This is a genomic window from Maribacter sp. 1_2014MBL_MicDiv, assembly GCF_001865655.1.
GTDB lineage: Bacteria > Bacteroidota > Bacteroidia > Flavobacteriales > Flavobacteriaceae > Maribacter > Maribacter dokdonensis.
Genome location: NZ_CP011318.1, coordinates 4,292,216 through 4,313,177 on the forward strand (window position 1 = coordinate 4,292,216; position 20,962 = coordinate 4,313,177).

General features: G+C 36.6%; 17 protein-coding genes. 10 read left to right on the forward strand and 7 right to left on the reverse strand.

Annotated features, from left to right (window positions below; genetic code table 11):
- Position 1: 1 nt before the first annotated feature.
- Entirely contained in the window at positions 2–2,038 is a 2,037-nt protein-coding gene (gene ppk1, locus YQ22_RS18250) for a polyphosphate kinase 1 (protein ID WP_071342348.1), read from the forward strand.
- Entirely contained in the window at positions 2,025–2,870 is an 846-nt protein-coding gene (locus tag YQ22_RS18255) for a substrate-binding domain-containing protein (protein WP_071342349.1), read from the forward strand. The genes ppk1 and YQ22_RS18255 overlap by 14 nt, the downstream gene beginning before the upstream one ends.
- Positions 2,871–2,872: 2 nt before the next feature.
- On the opposite strand, the gene YQ22_RS18260 is transcribed toward YQ22_RS18255, so the two are convergent.
- Positions 2,873–3,301, reverse strand: coding sequence for a response regulator (locus YQ22_RS18260; RefSeq protein ID WP_058102886.1), 429 nt, complete (start codon positions 3,299–3,301; stop codon positions 2,873–2,875).
- A gap of 80 nt (positions 3,302–3,381) precedes the next feature.
- The gene (ung, locus tag YQ22_RS18265; RefSeq protein ID WP_071342350.1) at positions 3,382–4,068 is read right to left on the reverse strand and encodes a uracil-DNA glycosylase; all 687 of its coding nucleotides are present in this window, start codon (positions 4,066–4,068) and stop codon (positions 3,382–3,384) included.
- Positions 4,069–4,242: 174 nt separating this feature from the next.
- Between ung and YQ22_RS18270 the strand changes: the two genes are divergently transcribed.
- From YQ22_RS18270 to YQ22_RS18290, 5 genes are all read left to right on the forward strand, one after another.
- Entirely contained in the window at positions 4,243–6,414 is a 2,172-nt protein-coding gene (locus tag YQ22_RS18270) for an endonuclease MutS2 (protein WP_071342351.1), read from the forward strand.
- A gap of 80 nt (positions 6,415–6,494) precedes the next feature.
- Positions 6,495–7,412: a polysaccharide lyase family 7 protein gene (locus YQ22_RS18275; RefSeq protein WP_071342352.1), complete on the forward strand. Its 918-nt coding sequence runs from the start codon at positions 6,495–6,497 to the stop codon at positions 7,410–7,412.
- A 254-nt stretch (positions 7,413–7,666) separates the two neighbouring features.
- Positions 7,667–8,086 (forward strand): thiol-disulfide oxidoreductase DCC family protein, encoded by a 420-nt coding sequence (locus YQ22_RS18280; RefSeq protein WP_071342353.1) that lies wholly within the window; start codon positions 7,667–7,669, stop codon positions 8,084–8,086.
- Between the two features lie 131 nt (positions 8,087–8,217).
- Complete coding sequence (locus YQ22_RS18285) at positions 8,218–9,327, forward strand: DUF748 domain-containing protein (protein ID WP_071342354.1); 1,110 nt, start codon at positions 8,218–8,220, stop codon at positions 9,325–9,327.
- Positions 9,328–9,382: 55 nt separating this feature from the next.
- Positions 9,383–10,174, forward strand: a complete 792-nt coding sequence (locus YQ22_RS18290; RefSeq protein WP_071342355.1) for a DUF1206 domain-containing protein — start codon at positions 9,383–9,385, stop codon at positions 10,172–10,174.
- A 5-nt stretch (positions 10,175–10,179) separates the two neighbouring features.
- Here YQ22_RS18290 and YQ22_RS18295 read toward each other — a convergent pair whose 3' ends face one another.
- Both YQ22_RS18295 and aroC read right to left on the reverse strand, forming a co-directional pair.
- A complete protein-coding gene (locus YQ22_RS18295; protein WP_071342356.1) occupies positions 10,180–11,481 on the reverse strand; it encodes a dicarboxylate/amino acid:cation symporter in 1,302 nt (433 codons plus the stop codon).
- A 60-nt stretch (positions 11,482–11,541) separates the two neighbouring features.
- Positions 11,542–12,606: a chorismate synthase gene (gene aroC / locus YQ22_RS18300; RefSeq protein WP_071342357.1), complete on the reverse strand. Its 1,065-nt coding sequence runs from the start codon at positions 12,604–12,606 to the stop codon at positions 11,542–11,544.
- A 229-nt stretch (positions 12,607–12,835) separates the two neighbouring features.
- Between aroC and YQ22_RS18305 the strand changes: the two genes are divergently transcribed.
- The gene (locus YQ22_RS18305) at positions 12,836–13,702 is read left to right on the forward strand and encodes a UDP-2,3-diacylglucosamine diphosphatase (RefSeq protein WP_071342358.1); all 867 of its coding nucleotides are present in this window, start codon (positions 12,836–12,838) and stop codon (positions 13,700–13,702) included.
- On the opposite strand, the gene YQ22_RS18310 is transcribed toward YQ22_RS18305, so the two are convergent.
- Positions 13,699–16,617: an FAD-binding and (Fe-S)-binding domain-containing protein gene (locus YQ22_RS18310; RefSeq protein ID WP_071342359.1), complete on the reverse strand. Its 2,919-nt coding sequence runs from the start codon at positions 16,615–16,617 to the stop codon at positions 13,699–13,701. The two genes, YQ22_RS18305 and YQ22_RS18310, sit on opposite strands and share 4 nt — an antisense overlap.
- A gap of 90 nt (positions 16,618–16,707) precedes the next feature.
- Here YQ22_RS18310 and YQ22_RS18315 point away from each other — a divergent pair, with 90 nt between their 5' ends.
- Complete coding sequence (locus YQ22_RS18315; protein ID WP_071342360.1) at positions 16,708–17,202, forward strand: hypothetical protein; 495 nt, start codon at positions 16,708–16,710, stop codon at positions 17,200–17,202.
- A gap of 102 nt (positions 17,203–17,304) precedes the next feature.
- Positions 17,305–18,423: a TlpA disulfide reductase family protein gene (locus YQ22_RS18320; RefSeq protein ID WP_071342361.1), complete on the forward strand. Its 1,119-nt coding sequence runs from the start codon at positions 17,305–17,307 to the stop codon at positions 18,421–18,423.
- Between the two features lie 73 nt (positions 18,424–18,496).
- Here the strand turns inward: YQ22_RS18320 and YQ22_RS18325 are convergent, their stop codons facing one another.
- Together YQ22_RS18325 and YQ22_RS18330 are read right to left on the reverse strand one after the other, a co-directional pair.
- Positions 18,497–20,155 carry a hypothetical protein gene (locus YQ22_RS18325; RefSeq protein ID WP_071342362.1) on the reverse strand — a complete coding sequence of 553 codons (1,659 nt, stop codon included), beginning with the start codon at positions 20,153–20,155 and terminating at the stop codon, positions 18,497–18,499.
- A 127-nt stretch (positions 20,156–20,282) separates the two neighbouring features.
- A complete protein-coding gene (locus tag YQ22_RS18330) occupies positions 20,283–20,933 on the reverse strand; it encodes a rhomboid family intramembrane serine protease (protein ID WP_071342363.1) in 651 nt (216 codons plus the stop codon).
- Positions 20,934–20,962: the final 29 nt, after the last annotated feature.

The window sequence follows — 20,962 nt, forward strand, 5'->3', positions numbered from 1 at the left end:
AATGAAAAAAGACAATTTAAAGCATAGGGATATTAATTGGCTCTATTTTAACGAGCGTGTTCTACTTGAAGCTAAAAGTGATGACACACCGTTGTTAGAACGATTAAAGTTTTTGGCGATATTCTCATCTAATCTAGATGAGTATTTTAAGGTTCGTGTCTCTCAGCTTCGTCAAATTAAAAATCTTGATAAAAAGTTTCGTAAAAAATTAATGTTCAAGGCAAATTCTACCTTACAGCATATTTTACAAACCGTAAACGAACAACAAGTACAATTTGGCAAAGTCATAGCTTCTACCCTAGCTCAATTGGAAGAACATGACATATTCATTAAGAATTCCAAAAACATTAGTGAAAACCAGAAGCAATTTTTAGAAGAGTTGTTTTTGAATGACATAAAAGATGCATGTGAGATTCATGAGGAAAATGCATTTTTAACCGATGGTGCGCTTTATTTAGTAGTAGCACACCCTGGTGATGAATATAGCCTTGTTAAAATACCAACAGATGGACAAGAACGTTTTATTCCTATTCCAGGAGATAGTCATCAGTTTTGCTATATAGATGATGCCATAAGGCTCAACATTGAAAAATTACTTCCGTCAAAAGAGGTCCTTGGTTGTTATTCTATTAAACTATCTAGAGATGCGGAATTATATTTGGATGACGATTACTCTGATGTAGAACTTGTTGAGAAAATTTACAATTCTTTGGACAAACGCCTATCAGGTCAGGCAACCAGACTACTTTATGATGAGTCGATGCCAAATTGGCTCATAGATTCATTGAAACGTGATTTTAAACTAGGAGACGTTGATCTTTCACCAGGCGGCACTTACCATAATTTATCCGATTTTTTCTCTTTTCCCGCTCCAGAAGGAACAGCACATTTACAATACCAAGAGAAACCGGCATTGCCTCACCCAGAATTATCATTTACAACGAATATATTTAATAGTATTGCCACAAAAGACCGATTAGTACATTTTCCGTACCAAGATTTTAAGGTGGTTGAAGATTTTTTGACAGCAGCAGCCACAGACCCACAGGTAAAAGCTATAAAAATGACCATTTACCGTATTGCCAAGTCATCATCTCTAGCAGATGCCATATTGACCGCATTGGATAATAATAAAGAGGTCACTTTATTCGTAGAGGCACAAGCAAGGTTCGATGAAGCCAATAACATTAAATGGGGACGTATTTTTGAGGAGAAAGGCGCTAAAGTAATTTTCAGCATACCACAAGTAAAGGTGCATTCAAAAATTGCCATGGTATATAGAACGGAGGGCGAAATTGAAAAGCGCTATGCCTATATTGGCACTGGTAATTTTAATGCCAAAACATCTAAAATTTATTGTGATCACGGTTTATTTACTGCTCATAAGAAAATAACCAAAGATTTAAGCCAGGTGTTTCAGGTGCTGGAACGTAAATTGATCGTACCTAAATTGAAGCGTTTAATGGTTTCGCCGTTTACAACCAGAATTACGTTTATGAACCTTATTCAAAATGAGATTACGGCGGCATTGAACGGAAAGAAAGCTGGTATTACTGCGAAAATGAACAGCCTTGAAGATTCTAACATGATCAAGGCATTGTACAGAGCTGCTAATGCAGGTGTTCATGTTAGATTAATCGTAAGAGGGTTCTGTTGCTATTTAACATCTAACGAAAACCCTAGTGACGGCATGAAAGATAACGTTTACATTACTAGTATTGTAGATCGGTATTTGGAACATGGGCGTATCTATTTATTTGAAAATGGCGGAGACGAACTAATGTACATTGGGTCGGCTGATTGGATGACCCGTAACCTTGATAGAAGAATTGAGGTATTAACACCCATTTTGGACGAGGACATCTTTAACGAATTGAAGCATATTCTGTCATTGCAGCTAAACGACAATCAAAAAGCACGTATACTTGATGTAAACAACACCAACAAAAAAGTTGATATGGCAGATGGTGACGCCCCAATACGATCACAATACGCCATCTATGAATATCTAAAAAGTAAATTGAATGAAAACGGTTAAGATAATTGGAGTTCCAGAACATTTTAACCTTCCTTGGCATCTAGCCATTGAAGAAGGTGCTTTTGAGGAGCGTGGTATTCAACTTGAATGGACAGATATACCTGAAGGAACAGGTAAAATGAGCCAGATGCTCAAGGATGGCGAAACAGATCTGGCAATCATTTTGACAGAAGGTATTGTTAAGAGCATCACCGAAGGTAACCCCGTAAAAATTATTCAAGAATATATTGCATCTCCCCTGCTTTGGGGTATACACGTAGATGCCAAAAGTTCGTTCCAATCATTAAATGAGTTAGAAAATACCACTGCGGCCATTAGTCGCTTTGGTAGTGGCAGCCATTTAATGGCTTTCGTTCAAGCTAAGCAAATGGGATGGGACACCCATAATTTAAAATTCAACATTATAAACAATCTTGAAGGTGCAATTAATGGTTTAGCTTCTGGTGATGCTGATTATTTTATGTGGGAGCGTTTTACCACAAAGCCATTGGTAGATAAAGGTACTTTTAGACATTTAGGAAATTGCCCTACACCATGGCCTTGTTTTGTTCTTGTAGGTACCAACACCTTTCTTGAAGAAAATAACGGAATTCTAGATCATATACTTGAGATAATCAATACCTATACTAGAGAATTTAAACAAATACCTAAAATAGATACTACGCTAGCAAATAGGTATCATCAACAATTGGAAGATATTCAAGAGTGGTTGCAAATAACCGATTGGAGTCAAAAACAGCTACCCGCAGAGACTTTGACCCATGTACAGAATACATTACGGGAACTAAATCTTATAGAAGATTCAATTCCCGTAACAGATATTTTAAAATAGTTTTAGATTGTCGCTAAACTAAAATGCTTTTGAATCAATGCTTTAAAGGTATCATCTGACAAAGGCTTTTGCGCATAATCGGCAACATATTTGTTTGTATTAGCTCTCTCTTTATCGTCTTTATTATCACTAATTGTAACTAGAACAATGGTTATTTGATCTTTAAGCTTTTTAGGAACCATATCCTCATAAGCTTTCATAAACTGCCAACCGTCCATCACCGGCATTCTAAGGTCTAACATGACCATACAAGGTAATTCTAACTGCTCTTGACCTTTACCTAGAATAAAATCTAAAGCTTCTTGACCGTTTAATGCAGAATTAATATTGACGTCCATATCCAGCTTATTGATAAAAATTGAATGCAAGAAGTTGCTTGCATCATCATCATCGACCAGTAAAATGGTATTCAGCCTGTCTAAGTTATTCATTTAAGTAGTTTTAGTTTGTTTGATTGAGTGGTGTACCTTTTGATACCTACTAAATTTAAAGCATTTATTTATTATCTAACTTACCACGTTATCATTTTATTGCCTAAATCATTCAAAATTTTATTACTGGCAGAAAAATGTCCATTACCAAACCAGTACCCACGATTAGCACTTAATGGCGATGGATGACCCGATGTTAAAATCGAATGCTTCTTTGCATTGATCAGTTTCGCTTTTTTTTTGGCAAAGCCACCCCATAATAGAAAAATCAATTGCTCTCTGTTTTCTGAAAGCGATCTTATAACAGCATCGGTAAATGTTTCCCAACCCTTTTTCTGATGACTTCCGGCTTCATGTTCCCGTACGGTAAGCGTAGCATTTAATAATAAAACACCCTGTTTAGCCCAATCTTCAAGATTTCCACTCTGTGGGTATGTTTTACCTATATCATTTTCCAGTTCCTTAAATATATTCACTAAAGATGGCGGATGTTTTACACCATCCTTTACCGAAAAACATAATCCATTAGCTTGATTAGGACCATGGTAGGGATCCTGCCCTATAATTACAACTTTTACATCATTAAAATCACAATAATCAAATGCCGCAAAGATGTCATTTTTACCGGGGTAGCAAGTGTGCTCACTATACTCATTGTCCATAAATTGTATAAGGTCTTTAAAATAAGGCTTTTCAAATTCACCCTTGAGTTGATGTCGCCAACTTGGAACTAGTTTATTTTGTAAGGTATTCAATAGATCATTCATCTTTTCAAATGTAATATTATGATTATCACAAGTCAACTCATGTCATAACAATTAATTACTAAACATAATTTATTAATTAGACCCAGAACACATTTCATCGGACCAACCGATAATTGCTCCATCTATTAGATTTCATTGTCAATGTGTACCTTTGCCACTTATTATTAAGATAACGTGGCCAACATACATTCCAAAACATTACAAGACCTAGAATTTCCATCGGTATTACAACAAGTATCCCTTAGGTGCCATACTGAACTAGGTAAAGAAACCGCTTTACAAATTGCCCCTTTCATCACGGAAGAGGTTATCAAAATTGAACTGGGCAAAACTGCTGAATACCTATCTTCATTAGTAAGTGAAAATCGTATTCCAAATCATGGTTTTGATAGTATCAATACCGATCTAAAGCTATTGAAAATTGAAAACACCACTTTAGAACTCCAAGGTTTTAAACGTATAGCCAGTATTTGCTTAACGGTTGCACAACATCAAAAATTTTTAAAAAAATTCAAGGATTACTATCCATTATTAAATGATTTTGCCGTTAAACTTGAACCCAATACTGAAATACCCAATCTAATCAATGGCGTAATTGATCGATTTGGAGAGGTTAAAGACAATGCCTCCGATCAGTTATTTGCCATAAGACGGCAAATTAATGCCGTAAGGGGAAAAATCAGCCAAAGTTTTGGTGCTGCCCTTAACACCTACCAAGCCTCGGATTACCTTGATGAAATAAGGGAATCGGTCGTAGAAAATAGACGCGTGTTGGCGGTCAAGGCCATGTACCGTAAAAAAATCAAAGGTGCCGTCATGGGTACATCAAAGACAGGAAGTATAGTTTACATAGAACCGGAAGCTGCCTTAAAGTACAGCAGAGAGCTAAACAACCTAGAATTTGAAGAGAAGGAAGAAGTACAGCGTATCCTTAAGCTGTTAACTTCCCAAATTAGACCATTTAGAGCTCTTTTAAGCGCATATCAAGAATTTCTAACACAAATAGACGTCATAGCAGCAAAAGCTAAGTACGCGGAAGATATCAACGCTTTAATGCCTGAAATCAATACAGACAATAGGTTGTATCTGAGGGAAGCATATCATCCGTTGTTATTTTTAAATAATAAGCGCAAAGGGGAAAAGACTTTTCCACAGACTATAGAACTTCATCAAGAAAACAGGATCATTGTTATTTCCGGTCCCAATGCTGGTGGTAAGAGTATTACATTAAAAACCATTGGCTTGCTTCAAGTAATGCTTCAAAGCGGAATGTTGATACCTGTTCACGAGAGAAGTGAAGTTTGCTTCTTTAAAAAGATTTTAACTGATATAGGAGACAACCAAAGTATTGAAAACCATTTAAGTACATATAGTTATCGTTTAAAGAACATGAACCAGTTTTTAAAGCGATGCGATGATAACACCCTGTTTTTAATAGATGAATTTGGAACAGGTAGTGACCCTGAATTGGGCGGTGCGCTTGCCGAAGCGTTTTTAGAAGTGTTTTATGAACGCGGGTCTTACGGAGTCATAACTACACACTATGCCAATTTAAAGGCTCTTGCCAATGAATTACCGCACGTAACCAATGCCAATATGCTTTTTGACGGCAAAACATTGGAACCTACCTTTCAATTAATTTTAGGACAAGCCGGTAGTTCATTTACTTTTGAAGTAGCCCAAAAAAACGGTATCCCCTATTCATTGATCAACAAGGCGAAAAAGAAAATTGAACGAGGTAAAGTAAGGTTTGATGCCACCATTGCAAAATTGCAGAAAGAACGCAATAAAATGGCACAAACAGGGTCTAGATTAAAAGAGGAAGAAGACAAGGCCAGAGAAGAAAGTCAGCGTTTGGAAAAACTAAATGCAAAAATAAAATCTAAACTTGAAAACTATCAAGAGCTCTACGATCATGATCAGCGAATGATCCAATTGGGGAACAAGGTAAACGTTGCTGCGGACAAATATTTTCAAGATAATAAGAAACGACCTTTGGTTTCTGAACTTTTGCGAATTGTAGAAACAGAAAACAGTAAAAGAAAAAAGAAAACGGCGCATCAGGCCAAATTGGAAAGAGCCAAAAAAGCTCAAGTTGCACAGGAAGTACAAAAAGAAGTAAAGGTAATTCGCGAGAAAAAGAAGGTAGAGAAGAAAAAGGCGATTATTAAGGAAAGGAATAAACCAAGACCAGTTTTTAAGGTTGGTGATCGGGTACGTATGCAAGATGGTAAAGCTGTTGGGAGCATAGATTCTCTAGAAAAAGGGAAAGCAATTGTTAATTATGGCATTTTCACCACCAATGTCAGTGTTGACCAATTAGAAATGGTTGAAAAGAAAAAATAGCTTATTCGGTACTCATAAGAATTCAATGATATATACGTTCTATTAAAACAATATAATCCCCCAAAAGTTAAGTAAAGGATATGAAAAAACATTTTTGTAGTCTATTATCATTAGGCATTGTTCTTAATGTATTATCATGTTCTTCATCTGACAATACGGTTATTGAACAAGAAGAAACGACCGAAGTTTTAGTAGAAGAGACCGAGATTAATGAAGAGGAAGAACCAGAAGAAGAACCAGAAATTGAAAATGAAGAAAGTCTCATTGTTTGGGAAAATTGGTACTTATCTGTTCCTATTGACAATGGCGATGGCAAGGCCACCTCTATTTTTTACGAGGATATTGTAAATGAGCAATTAACTGATGAAGAGTCCGAGTATTTTTATAAAAATGATGATGGCACGTATACCATGTTCACGAGATTTACAGGATTCACCACTTCTGGTACTTCTGAATTGGGCGATAAATATTGCAGAACGGAATTAAGAGAATTCTGGCAAGGCAATCAAAGCACGGATGATAACTGGTATATGGATGAAGGAACGCATATATTGGAAACTACCTTAAACGTTGATTTTGTTGAAGGTAACGGTAGAACAATAATTGCACAGATTCACGGAAAAGAAACCGAAGGTTTAGAGGGGTCACCAGCAACCGTTAAGATAAGATGGAACAGCGGAACCATTCAATTAGATTACTACACCGTACCTAATGATAACGAGCCATGGACCAGTACTTACGACAACAAGATAGATGTGGCCGACGTTGATAACGAAATATTTACTTTTAAATTAAAAATAGAAGATGGTAAGTGTTACTACGCATTAGAATGTGAAGCAAAAGATATTTCTATTGATTACACCCTAATGTATGATTATGTTGGTAATGGATATGCTTATCAAAATTATTTTAAAACCGGAAACTACTTTGGCTGGCATGATGACTACGAGCAAACCGCACAAGTTACCCTAAGAAAAGTTGTAACTGATCATTACTAAAAAAGATGAATTCAAATTAGACCATAATGGTTTGATTAGAATTTATCTCAATTGACAATCAAACACTTACAAAAAATCGTATATGATTTTTTGTAAGTGTTTTTTTATTTAAACCATACCCCTATTCTCGCTCCAACTTGAATTTCTTTATAATCGAACTTAAATTTTTTGCTTTATCCTCTTAGCGGACTTATTTAAACTTACTTTCATTTCCTTAAATAGATCATAAAATTCAATTAGGTACACTTTCTCTAATGTATCTTTACAATGTGGAACAATCTAAAAAAATAATTCTCTTTGATGGCGTTTGCAACTTATGCAACAATAGTGTGCAATTTGTAATTAAGCGAGATGTTAACGATGTATTCCAATTTGCCGCGTTACAAAGTGAAACAGGAAAAAAGCTATTAACAGAACGAAATATTGACACCCAAGAAGTTGACTCTATAATTCTTATAGAACCCAATATTGCCTATTACACAAAATCCACAGCAGCTCTTGAAATTGGAAAACATTTAAAAGGACTTAAGGCAATATCTTCCATTTTACTGTGGCTACCCGAGGCTTTAAGAAATATCGTATACGATTTTATTGCCAGAAATAGATACAAATGGTATGGTAAAAAAGATAATTGTATGATTCCGAGTGAAGAATTAAAAAGCAAATTCATCTAATCTCCTGAATTCCCCTCCTAAATTTTAAATTTTAATTCTAATAAGTATAGTTTTACTCCATTTAACATTTAAGCTCATACATTTATTATCAATGACTTATATTATCAACATTGATATAAACATTGAATTTAATGAGCGATTTAAATAGGAAACGGTATAAGAAAAAAAGATATGTAATACCTATTACACTAATAGTTTTTCTAATTGCTATACGGCTCTCCCTACCCTACATCGTAAAAAATTACGTAAATAACGTTCTTGCGGACATTCCTGGTTATTATGGTCAAATTGAAGACATTGACCTTTCTATTATTCGGGGTGCCTACACCATACACGGCATGTACCTCAATACAGTTAACGGCAATACGGAAGTGCCGTTTTTAGATTTTAAAGAAACGGATATTTCCATTGAGTGGAATGCCCTATTTCACGGAAGGATCGTTAGTGAAATCGAAATGAGAGAACCTACGGTCATTTATATTTTTGAAGACCAACAAGACTCCACTGCTCAGGCTGATGCTGAAGATTGGACCAAAGCGTTAACCGATCTAGTTCCTATTGATATTAACCGATTTACAGTTAAAAACGGAAAACTTGCATTTTTACAGCTGCAAGCTGACCCCAACATAGATTTGCACTTGTCTCATGTAGAACTCTCCGCAACCAACTTAAGAAATGTAGTTGAAAAAACAAGAACGTTACCATCTAACATTAAGGCTACTGCCACTTCTATCGGTAATGGAAATGTAGTATTAGAAGGTGATATGAATTTGGTAAAGGAAATACCGGATATGGATATTACATTTAGCTTGGAAAATGCCAATGCAACGGCTCTTAACGACTTTACTAACCACTACGCTGGAATTGATTTTGACGAAGGTTCATTTGATTTGTTCGGAGAACTTGCCATTGCCGATGGATATTTAAAGGGTTCGTTTAAACCTATTTTAAAAAATGCCAAACTAATTGGCAAAGATGACGGCTTCTTGAAAACCTTATGGGAAGGCTTTGTTGGCTTTTTTAAATTCATTCTTAAAAATCATAAGCAAGATACACTCGCCACTAAAATTCCGGTTGAAGGAGACCTTAACAGCGTCAAAACAAAAATCTGGCCCACAGTTACGCGAATTTTCAGAAATGCATGGATACAAGCTTATAAGGACATTACAGATGATGATTTAAACTTTAAGGATGCCGCCGATGGAGCCGATAAGTTAAATGAGAAATCAAAAAAGAATTAAATCAAAATATCCAATTGCTACACATACTTAGGAAAACTTATTCATCCAAACAATAATGAACGATACTATAAAAAAAATTGCCCTTAGCGGTTACATTTCCAAAGGCATCGTATTTTCCATTACAGGAATTCTAGCTTTCTTATCCGCATTTAATATGGGAGGAAGAAAAGCTGGAAAAATTTCAATTATTAGTTATTTGGAACAACAAACCCTAGGCTCTGTAATTGTAGTTTTACTAGGTGTAGGGCTTATTTGCTATGGCATTTGGAGATTGATACAAGGGGTAAACGACCCTGAAGGCATTGGAACCGATTTTAAAGGTTTGGTAAAACGAATTAGTTTTTCCATAAGCGGAATCATTTACTTCTCACTAGGCTTAATTGCCATTGCAGAAGCGTTCGGTTTATTTTCCATTTATAGCACTGGCAACAATAGCAAAGAACCTCTATTAAATACATCCACCCGCTCCCTGATTTTTATTATCATTGGAGGTGCCCTTGGCATAAAAGCGGTATATCAATTTGTTAAAATCTATAAAGGTAATTTCATTAACAACTTTGACATACAATCCGTCACATCATTGAACACACGAAAATATATTAAAAGAATGGGTTATGCCGGTTTACTATCCAGAGGCATTGTCACCAGTATTATTTCCTATTTTTTTCTGTCAACAGGAATTGATTTAAATGCCTCTTCTAAACAAGTCAAAGGTACTGCCGAAGCTTTTTCATTTATACAAGATCAAGCTTATGGCAAATATTTATTAGGTTTTGTTGCTGCCGGTTTGGTTTGCTATGGGTTGTTCATGTTCAGTACCGCAGCCTACCGCAAGTACAATGATTGAGAAAGTTATTTTTTATAATTATCGTCCCAATTCTTAACCTTTGGTTCGTGCAACTTACCAACTGACTTCGCTACCATCATAGAAACGGAAGCGTCACCAGAGACATTAATTACCGTTCTACACATATCCAATGGTCTATCAACAGCAAATATGAGCGCTAATCCAGCTTCAGGTATTCCTGCTTGCGCAAGAACAATAACCAGCATTACCATACCAGCTCCCGGTACCGCAGCGCTTCCTATTGATGCAAGGGTAGCCGTTACAATAATACCCAATTGCGCGGAAAGACTAAGCTCCATACCAAAAGCTTGAGCAATAAAAACCGCAGCAATAGCTTGGTATAAACTTGTCCCATCCATATTTATAGTTGCACCAATTGGCAATACAAAACTTGTTACTTCTTCATCTACCCCCAAATGCTCCTCTACCCTTTCCATGGTGACCGGCAGCGTAGCAGCACTAGAACTTGTTGAAAAAGCTAGAAGTTGTGCCGGTGACATACCTTTCATGAACTTACTTGGAGAAGTTTTAGTAAAAATCCAAACCAAAAGTAGATATACACCTAACATTAGCGTAAGCCCAAGAACAACACAGAAAGCATACCACGCCAAGGCTTTAAAGAGGTCCATACTTGGAGATTCCACGATTAAGGCCGCCAATAAAGCAAATACACCATATGGTGCCGCCAGCATAATTAAATCTATAAGCTTTAGAATTACTTCATTAAAACCATCAAAGAACTTTTTTACAGGTGTTGCTTGTTCTTCAGGTATGAGTATCAATCCTATACCAAAGAAAATGGCAAAAAATATCACTTGCAGCATGTTTCCATTATCAGAAGCTGCATTAAATATATTACTAGGCACCAAATCTTCTAGCGCTTGTAACGGGCCCGCCTCTTTTTGCTTTTCCGCTTTAGACTTTATGGCATCGGCATCACCTTTGTAGTTTTCAACCAGTTCAGTTCTTGTCTGTTCGGTAATTGAGCCCCCAGGTTTCACAATATTTACCACTCCTAAACCTATGGTAACGGCAATAACGGTAGTGGCAATGTATATAGCTATTGTGCGCCCTCCCATCTGTGAAAGCTTAGAAATATCCTTTAAATCTGATACTCCTTTTATTAACGAGCCCAAAATAAGTGGTACCGCAATTAATTTTAATGAGTTGATAAAAATGTTACCAAATGGTTTGATCCAATCTGAAATAAATTTTGGACCCCATTCCAATTGAACCATTGCTAAAGCAAATAAAACCCCTGCCAACATTCCCAATAGAATTTGCCAATGCAACTCAAGCTTCCTCATATATAATTTAGTTTAGGGAAGTAAGATAGTATTTTGCAAGGAAAAGTGCTAAAAACGAACCTATAATTTAATAGTTCTATTCATAAGTGTATAGTCCGCTAACACCAATGCCGTCATAGCTTCTACAATGGGTACCGCTCTTGGTACTACACATGGATCGTGTCTTCCCTTACCCTGTGTTTTCACCATATTACCCTCTTTATCAATAGTTTCATAGCCTTGTATTACTGTAGCCACTGGTTTAAATGCAACATTGAAGTAAATATCCATTCCGTTACTTATCCCCCCTTGAATACCACCACTGAAATTGGTCTTTGTAGATCCGTCACTATTAAATTGATCGTTATGTGCACTACCTTTCATCTTTACACCTTCAAAACCACTACCATATTCAAAGCCTTTAACAGCATTGATCGATAGCATTGCCTTGCCTAATTCAGCGTGTAACTTATCAAATACAGGTTCACCCAAACCAATCGGTACATTTTTGGCGACGCAGGTAATTATTCCACCTATGGTATCACCTTCCTTTTTAATGGATTTTATATACTCTTCCATCCTAGCGGCCATTTCCGGATCAGGACATCTCACCACATTGGATTCCGTTAGAGAAAGATCTAATTCCGTATAGTGCTTACCTAAGCCCAAATCACCCACTTGTGAAACAAAGGCTTGTATCTCAATTCCTTTTAAAAACTGTTTTGCAATGGCACCTGCCACTACCCTGCTAGCCGTTTCCCTTGCTGAACTTCTTCCTCCACCACGATAATCCCTAAATCCATACTTTTGATCATAAACATAATCTGCATGAGACGGTCTGTAAGAATCTTTAATATGACCATAATCCTTAGACTTCTGGTTGGTATTATGTATAGCAAAACCAATTGGAGTACCTGTGGTCCTACCTTCAAAAATACCGGAATAGAATTCTACTTCATCCGGCTCTTTACGCTGGGTAACTATAGCAGACTGCCCGGGTTTACGACGATCTAAATCTCTTTGTATGGCTTCAAAATCCAATTCAATTTCAGAAGGACAACCATCTATCACTCCACCAATTGCCCTACCATGAGATTCTCCAAATGTGCTTACTCTAAATATATTTCCAAAGCTATTACCTGCCATAATTAAGTACGTTCTTTTTATGTACGTAAGTTATCACTACTTACCATTTCACAAGCTTCAAAGGTAAATGTTAAATGCATGAAAGAAAAATTTATAAAGTGCTTAATATTACCTTAACCTAACTGTTTTGTGATAATGATTAATTAACCTAATCATTATAGATTGTTGACCCTCCAAATGACTGGCATGTATACCATTAGGTTTAATTTTGTCCTAAAAATTACCCTCATTGAAAAAACGTCGTCTTGAAATAGCGGTTCTATCTGATATTCACTTAGGCTCATACGCTTGTCACGCGGAAGAATTATTAACATACCTATCTAGTATTGATCCTAAAATACTAATTCTTAACGGTGACATTATTGACGCAAAAAGAATGCGCAATAATTACTTTCCTCCAGCACATTTAAAGGTGGTCAAGAAAATATTCTCCTTAGCATCAAAGGGTACTGTGGTACACTACATAACAGGCAACAAGGACGAACCTTTTAGAAAAATAGATGACATCTATATGGGTACCATTCAGGTGTCAAATAGACTTTCTCTAAAGCTAAATGGCAAAAACACGCTTTTTTTTCATGGCGATATTTTTGACTTTTCATTTAGACATTCCCATTGGTTATTGAATTTTGGTGAAGCGGGTTTTGATACCTTGTTAAAACTAGCAAAATTAAAGACCAAGGTTTTAGGACTGTTCGGTAAGAAAAACAAGCCGTTCTCCAATCCTGAATTAGATTATGGTGAAAGAGACCCAAGCCAAATCTCCCTATTTGAAAATAACGTTGTAAAAATGGCGGTAAACCATCATTATGACCATGTGGTCTGTGGCCATAGCCATTCTCCCAACAAACAGCTTTTTGAAACCAAAAAGGGCGAATGTCTATACTTAAATTCTGGCGATTGGGTAAAACATATGACTGCCCTGGAATATTCTTTTAAACGCTGGAAACTGTACCGATATGAAAATGACAAACTAGCATCGTTCTATATGGATGAAGAACTCAAATCCATGAACATGAACGAGCTAATTGCTACCATTACCCAAAGAAAAGAACGGGAGTCTAAAAAAGCAAAAGACGGTTTTACCGATAACTAAGCAATTAAAGCTTCTTTTAAAACACTCACCGGATGTTTCGCGATTCTCTTGGTCCCGTCAAAAATTTGGTGCCTACAACTTGTTCCATTTGCAGCTATAATGGTTTCTACCGAAGATTTATTTACTGCAGGAAAAAGTTTTAAACTACCAATTTTCATACTAGTCTCGTAATGTTCTTCCTCATAACCAAAAGAACCTGCCATACCACAACACCCAGAAGGTATAATAGTCACTTTATAATTGCTGGGGAGATTCAAAATATCAAAGGTAACTTTCTGGTTACTCAGCGCTTTTTGATGACAATGATTATGAATCTTAATGTCTTTGGCATTAGTTGTAAAACTGGTCGCATCTAAATTGCCATCGCTTACCTCCTTAGCTAAAAACTCCTCAATTAAAAATGAATTATCAGCAATTTTCTGAGCAACTTCTCTATCACCGGTCATTCGCTTATACTCATCCCTAAATGACAAAATTGCCGAAGGCTCCAAACCTAAAACCGGCAACCCGGCATCTGCGAATTTCTGTAATTGTTCAGAATTCTTGATAGCTAATTTTTGAGCCTGTTTCAAAAAACCTTTTGAAAGGAATGTTCTTCCGCTTTCAGCATAGTACAATGAAACATCATAACCAAGTTTTGTCATCAATTCAATAGCATCTTTACCAACTTCAATATCCAAATAGCGAGTAAATTCATCTATAAACAGTACAACCTTCTTACTTTTTATAACTTTCTTATTATCAAATTTTTGAAGATGTTTATCAAAATTAAATCTATAAACCTTTGGCAAGCTTCTTTCTTTTGCCACACCGCTGGTTTTCTTCAATAATCCTCCAAGAAATTTAGAATCGTATACCGCATTGGTCAAGCCAAAAACCTTACTGCCCAAACCATTCAATTTAGTATTATAGGCAAACAATTTACCGCGTAAAGAATATCCGTTCGCTTCTTGATATTGATACAAAAACTCTGCTTTTAAAGTAGACACATCTACATTGCTGGGACACTCACTTGCACACGCCTTACAACTTAAACAGAGATCAAAAGCCTCTTTAATTTCAGGGCTGTCAAATCTATTTTTGGCAGAACTATTTGGGTTGGTCAAAAATTCCCGTAAGGTATTGGCTCTACCCCTTGTGGTATCTTTTTCATTTTTTGTAGCATGGTAGCTCGGGCACATTCCGCCTTTTGCCTTGTCTGTTTTTCTACAGTCGCCGCTTCCATTACATTTTTCAGCAGCTTTCAAAATACCTTGACTATCAGAGAAATCCATCAACGTATCAACCTCTGGCTCTTTACGGTCAACGTCGTACCTAAAAGACTGGTCCATTGGGTAGGCATCAACAATTTTACCGGGATTGAAAATTCCTTTAGGATCAAAATATGATTTTATCCTTCTTAATAATTCATAGTTCTTTTGCCCAATCATTAAGGGTATGAACTCGGCACGCACAATACCGTCTCCGTGCTCCCCACTAAAAGAACCTTTATATTTCTTGGTCAACTTGGCAACATCGGTTGTTATTGCCCTGAACAAGCCCACATCGGCAGATTTTTTCAGGTTGAGAATTGGTCTTAAATGGAGCTCACCCGCCCCTGCATGGGCATAATAAACCGCACTTTGACCATAACCCTTCATAATCAAGGAAAACTCAGCAATAAAATCTTTTAAATCTGGCAATGCCACAGCCGTATCTTCTATACATGCTACCGCCTTCATATCTCCCACAATATTACCTAAGAGCCCTAAACCTGCTTTGCGCAGCTCAATAGCCTTGGCAATTTGATCACCGTACAATACAGGATTGGCATAACTTAAACCTGAATTTGCAATTGTTTTTTGCAATGCCGCAACCGCATCTTCCAATTCCTTCTTTGTATGCGCAGATACTTGCAGCATCAACAAGGCCGCTGGATCACCTTCAACAAAAAACCTATTCGCCAATTGAGCGCGGTTATTCTTAGTACAATCCAGAATAACCTTATCCATCATTTCACATAGTTGTAATGGATGCTCCATCACCGGAACAACATCCATCAAACAATCTTCCAAGGTGGTGTAATGGGTGATTACCATGGCAGAAAGTGCAGGCGGCAAAGGATCTAATTGCACGGTTATTTCTGTTGTAAAAGCTAATGTACCTTCGCTTCCACATAGTAGTTCCGCCATATTAAAATAAGACAAATCACCCCCAAAAATATCTGTTTTCAATAGCTCATCAACAGCGTACCCAGTACTTCTCCTATGAATTTCTGGTTTTGGAAAATTCTCCTTAATTTCCGAAGCTATTTCCTTATTTGATAGCTCATTATACACCTTTTTATAAAGTGAAGCTTCAAATGTGTTTTCCTGTATTTTTTGGTTAAACTCTTCTGTAGAAATCCTTCCGAACTCTGCTTCGCTACCATCGGACAATACAGTTTTCATCGAGATAACTTTATCTCTGGTAACTCCATACTGAATAGATGTGGTACCAGAAGAATTATTACCTACCATACCACCGATCATACACCTATTAGATGTTGATGTATTAGGACCAAAAAACAATCCGTATGGCTTTAGATATTCATTCAATTCATCTCTAATGACTCCCGGTTGAACAGTAACCTGTTTTTTAGCCTCATCCACACGAATAATGTCGGTAAAATGTTTTGACACATCTACAACCAAACCATCGCCAACACATTGGCCCGCTAATGAAGTACCTGCAGTTCTAGGTATAAGACTAATGTTTTCATCATTGGCAAAACACACTATTTTCTTAATATCCTTAACAGATTTTGGAAAAGCCGCACCTAATGGTATTTTACGATACACCGATGCATCGGTAGCATAAAGTGTTTTGGTAAGATTATCAAATTGTACATCTCCCTCTAAATCTTCTCGTAACTTTGAAAGCAAATTATTATCCAACGTAACACAATTTTGATTGCTAAATTAAGTTTTATTGTGTGAGCCACATTATAAATTGGCTCATTTTTCATCACAAAAACCTATAACTATATGAAGATTTTAAAAAGTATTATAGCGTTGTCTTTACTGGCAACATGTACAATTTCCGCTCAAGATATTGCCGATCACGCACTTGGATTAAGATTAGGAGATAGCGATGGCTTTGGCGCAGAGATCAGTTATCAAAAATCACTAACTAGATACACTAGAGCAGAATTTGACCTAGGATGGAGAGATAGTAGAAACTTTGACGCTTTTAAGTTAGCCGGTCTTTACCAATGGGTAAGACCTATTGAAGGAGATTTCAATTGGTATTACGGTGTTGGTGGCGGTTTAGGAAGCGTAGACTTCCCAAACAACCCCAATAACGACAATGATGGCGGTCTTTTTATATTCGCGGCCGGAGATATAGGTATTGAATACAATTTTGACATACCCCTAATTCTATCTCTAGACTTTAGACCAGAACTTGGCGTCATAGGATACAATGGGTTCTCTGACAATTTTGATTTTGATATAGGACTAGGAATTAGATACCAGTTCTAACTACAAAAATAGTATTAGAAAAAAGACCTTTAACCTTGCGTTAAGGGTCTTTTTTTATATCTCATATATAAGTACATTTGTAGCTTAACCTAAGTGAGATATATGAAAAATAGTATTGTAATACTGCTTGCCGGAATTTTATTGTTCAGTTGTAATTCTAAACCGGAAAGCTTTACCCTTAACGGCAAACTAAGAGGGGAATTGACGGATGGAACCCGTGTTTTTCTCAAAACCATTGGCAAGAACAACCAACCAATGGATATAGATACCGCAACCACTACCAATGGTGAGTTTACATTTACCGGTAAAGCCGATATACCAGAACTGCACTATATTTTTGTAGAACAACTTCCAGGATATACCGCGGTAATACTAGAAAATGGAGAAATTGATTTTAGCGCCCAAAGGGACAGTATGGGGTTTGCTGAAATAAGCGGAACATTTCAAAATGATGCTTTTGCCGATTACATGAAGCAGTCAAGAGAAATCTCCCTTCAAGCCCAATCTATACAGCAAGATATGAAATCAGCTTCTGGTGAGGCCGCTATTGCCCTGCAGGATGAAATGAAAGAACTTCAAGAAGAGTACAAAACCTTTGAATTGGACTACGTTAAAAGCCACCCAAAGGCACTTATCTCCGCATTAGTGTTAGATAGAGCCATTGCAACAAAAGCGGTAGGATTAGAAGAAGTCGAGGAAATTTACAAAACGTTGTCCGAAGAAATTAAAAACAGCAAGACAGGAAAACAAATTCAAGAAGGCATAGAAAAATTAAAAGCTTCTGAAGAGACCGGAAAAAATTCAAGTATTGGCGCTAAGGCTCCAGAATTTTCAGGACCTAGTTTAGATGGTAGCGTTCTTGCATTAAAAGATGTAATGGGAAAAGTTACATTAATAGATTTTTGGGCAGGATGGTGCAGACCATGTAGAGCTGAAAACCCCAATATTGTTGCTGTTTACAAAAAGTACCACGATAAAGGGCTAAATATCTTGGGCGTCTCTTTAGACCGTACCGAAGAAGCCTGGAAAAAAGCGATAGCCGAAGATGGTTTGGAATGGAATCATATCTCCAACATCGCTTACTTTGATGATAAGATTGCAAAATTATATAATGTTGACGCTATACCAGCTGCTTTTCTTTTAGATGAAAACGGTGTTATCGTTGCTAAAAATTTAAGAGGACCTGCTTTAGAAGCCAAGGTTGCAGAATTATTGAATTAACCATTAAAATTCAATTCAAAAAAAATCCCCTAGGTAAAACCTAGGGGATTTTTTTTATATTATAATATGCGAATTAGAACTTATTATAGTAATCATTAAAATTACCAGAAACCGTCACATCTCCGTTCTTTATAACCCTACCTGTTACAGCAACAACAGAATCGTCACCTAAAAACTCAATAGACGCACCATCATTAAGAACCAAATCACCGTAGATGGTTAAATTACCCTCAACTATTAAGGTTGCACTAGAATTGATGGTAATATTTCTTTGACGGTTATTTCTACCAACAACTAAGGTACCGTTCATTTCAAACAAACCGTTTTCATTAATGGCCACACCTTCTCTAACAGTCCATGATCCGCACAGCAATAAAGCCCCACTAACATTTACGTTGTTGAACCTTTTTGAACCACTGTACGCTAATTCATCACCATTATTGACGTTTAGATTGGCACTACCGGAATATCTTGACAATTCTGAACATCTCTCTTCCAAACTAACACTTGGTCTATTCAGTTTAATAATTTGAAAGCCCGATTTACCAGAGGCAGCAAAAATATAATCATCTTTTGATGCCACATAATTAATAGAGCCTGAGAGCTCAATTACACCGACACCAACTGTATTATCAGCTTTAGTTTCTGAAAGACTTAATCCGCCAGCTCCATTTGCCATTAAAAGAACATCATCATTTACTGCAACACCATTGGTTACAATTTCTCCTGGCTCTGCATTATCAGGATTAGTTAAAATAGGTAAATATTCAACAAAGCTTCCAGATGCACTATTGTACACTCCAGCTCCTTTTGTCCCTTCAGAAACAATAATATTATTGCCTAAAAAATCCAATGTTCGCTTAGCATCTATTCCAAAATCTGATTGTATACCTATGCTTCTAACGGTATTTAAATTGGTATCTAAAAAACTAACGCCTTCCGCAGCATCCAATACCGCCAACTCGCTACCATTATACGCCACAGAGCGCAAATCTGAAAAAGCAGCTTCATTTTTTACGCTTAAATCGTTTTTATCATAAACAACCACAAAGCCGTCTTGTCCACTGGTTACCACAACATCGTTATTTACAATACGAACATCTGTTGCATTAAAACCTTCTTGGAAGCCATAGCTTATGTTAGATGTATTTATTCTACCACCACTAACAGCTATTTTAGCAACCAATGAGTTTGCCGTGGCGGTTACAGATTGTTCTGAATCTACACCACCGGCTACATATATATATCCATTATCATAAGCAATGGAATTCAAATCCGCATTGGTGTAATACACCCTAGATGTAACTCTAGGATTGTTAGGGTCACTAATGTTTACAACATCAATTGCACCAACATAGTCTTGCCCTACAGTGTTATAAGAGACATAACCATAATCACCGTCTAAAGCGACATGTGTTGCTGCTAAATTTTCACCATTTGTAAATGTTGGAGGATCAATTTGAGCTACCAGGGTCAACGGATAGTCACCAGCAGGTTCTGCCTTGCCGGTAGTATTATACCTTTTAGCGCTAGCAGATGGGTCTTCATAAATATCAAGGACACCTGCTTCATCAAAACTTACACTATTTAAAAGCTTTGACTGATCTGTTTCATTTATTAAATTATCTTCGGGGTTTTCAAAAACCGTGGTTTCATCACTACAACTTGTAATAAAAACTACTGCCGAAATAGCTAGTAGCCATGATTTTCTGATAGATAGGTTTAATTTCATTTTAAATTCGGGTTTTTGCATTAACGACCCGAATTGCCGTATTGTTGTCTATTCACAGAGAAATCCGATGAAATGCACTATATATTAGACCATCTTACAGAATAATATTACAAAACTTAAGAAAAACTTAAATTTTTCCCATTTTACCTAAAACAAAAAGCAAAATAATTGGCAATGCCAATAACCCCACCATTAAAGTATCGGTCTGTAATAGGCTAGGCATAAACAACAATGTACAGGCATAACCACCAATAGCGCCACCAAAATGGGCCGTATGACCTATATTACCCAATCGTTTTTTCATACCATATATAGAATATAATAAATAACCAATACCAACAACATATGCAGGAACAGGAATTGGTATGAACATAATACCCAATTGCATATTTGGTTGTAATAATATTGCAGCATATAAAATACCGGTTACCGCACCACTAGCACCGACCGCAGAATAATACAGCTCATCTTTATGAAAATTTAATGCCAAAAGACTACCCGCCAAAAGACTAACAGCATAAATTATTAAAAACTGGGTCTTACCAAACCAATTGATCACAACACCAGCAAAAAAGTACAACGTCAACATATTAAACAACAGATGCGAAATATCCACATGTAAAAAGCCAGAAGTTGCCATACGATCTTTCTGTCCCGCTTTAATAGCTCCTATACTAAATTTATATCTTTCAAAAAAGGTGGTATCATTAAACCCTTTCATTGAAACCAATACATTTGCCGCAATTATTGCTATTGTCGCTAAATCTAGGTTGTACATTATCTACTGTTTATTTGGCTTCAAATATA

Coding starts and splice junctions, on each gene's coding strand:
- ppk1 (WP_071342348.1), top strand. CDS start 2: ATGAAAAAAGACAATTTAAAGCATAGGGATATTAATTGGCTCTATTTT.
- YQ22_RS18255 (WP_071342349.1), top strand. CDS start 2,025: ATGAAAACGGTTAAGATAATTGGAGTTCCAGAACATTTTAACCTTCCT.
- YQ22_RS18260 (WP_058102886.1), bottom strand. CDS start 3,301: ATGAATAACTTAGACAGGCTGAATACCATTTTACTGGTCGATGATGAT.
- ung (WP_071342350.1), bottom strand. CDS start 4,068: ATGAATGATCTATTGAATACCTTACAAAATAAACTAGTTCCAAGTTGG.
- YQ22_RS18275 (WP_071342352.1), top strand. CDS start 6,495: ATGAAAAAACATTTTTGTAGTCTATTATCATTAGGCATTGTTCTTAAT.
- YQ22_RS18280 (WP_071342353.1), top strand. CDS start 7,667: ATGTATCTTTACAATGTGGAACAATCTAAAAAAATAATTCTCTTTGAT.
- YQ22_RS18285 (WP_071342354.1), top strand. CDS start 8,218: ATGAGCGATTTAAATAGGAAACGGTATAAGAAAAAAAGATATGTAATA.
- YQ22_RS18290 (WP_071342355.1), top strand. CDS start 9,383: ATGAACGATACTATAAAAAAAATTGCCCTTAGCGGTTACATTTCCAAA.
- YQ22_RS18295 (WP_071342356.1), bottom strand. CDS start 11,481: ATGAGGAAGCTTGAGTTGCATTGGCAAATTCTATTGGGAATGTTGGCA.
- aroC (WP_071342357.1), bottom strand. CDS start 12,606: ATGGCAGGTAATAGCTTTGGAAATATATTTAGAGTAAGCACATTTGGA.
- YQ22_RS18315 (WP_071342360.1), top strand. CDS start 16,708: ATGAAGATTTTAAAAAGTATTATAGCGTTGTCTTTACTGGCAACATGT.
- YQ22_RS18320 (WP_071342361.1), top strand. CDS start 17,305: ATGAAAAATAGTATTGTAATACTGCTTGCCGGAATTTTATTGTTCAGT.
- YQ22_RS18325 (WP_071342362.1), bottom strand. CDS start 20,155: ATGAAATTAAACCTATCTATCAGAAAATCATGGCTACTAGCTATTTCG.
- YQ22_RS18330 (WP_071342363.1), bottom strand. CDS start 20,933: ATGTACAACCTAGATTTAGCGACAATAGCAATAATTGCGGCAAATGTA.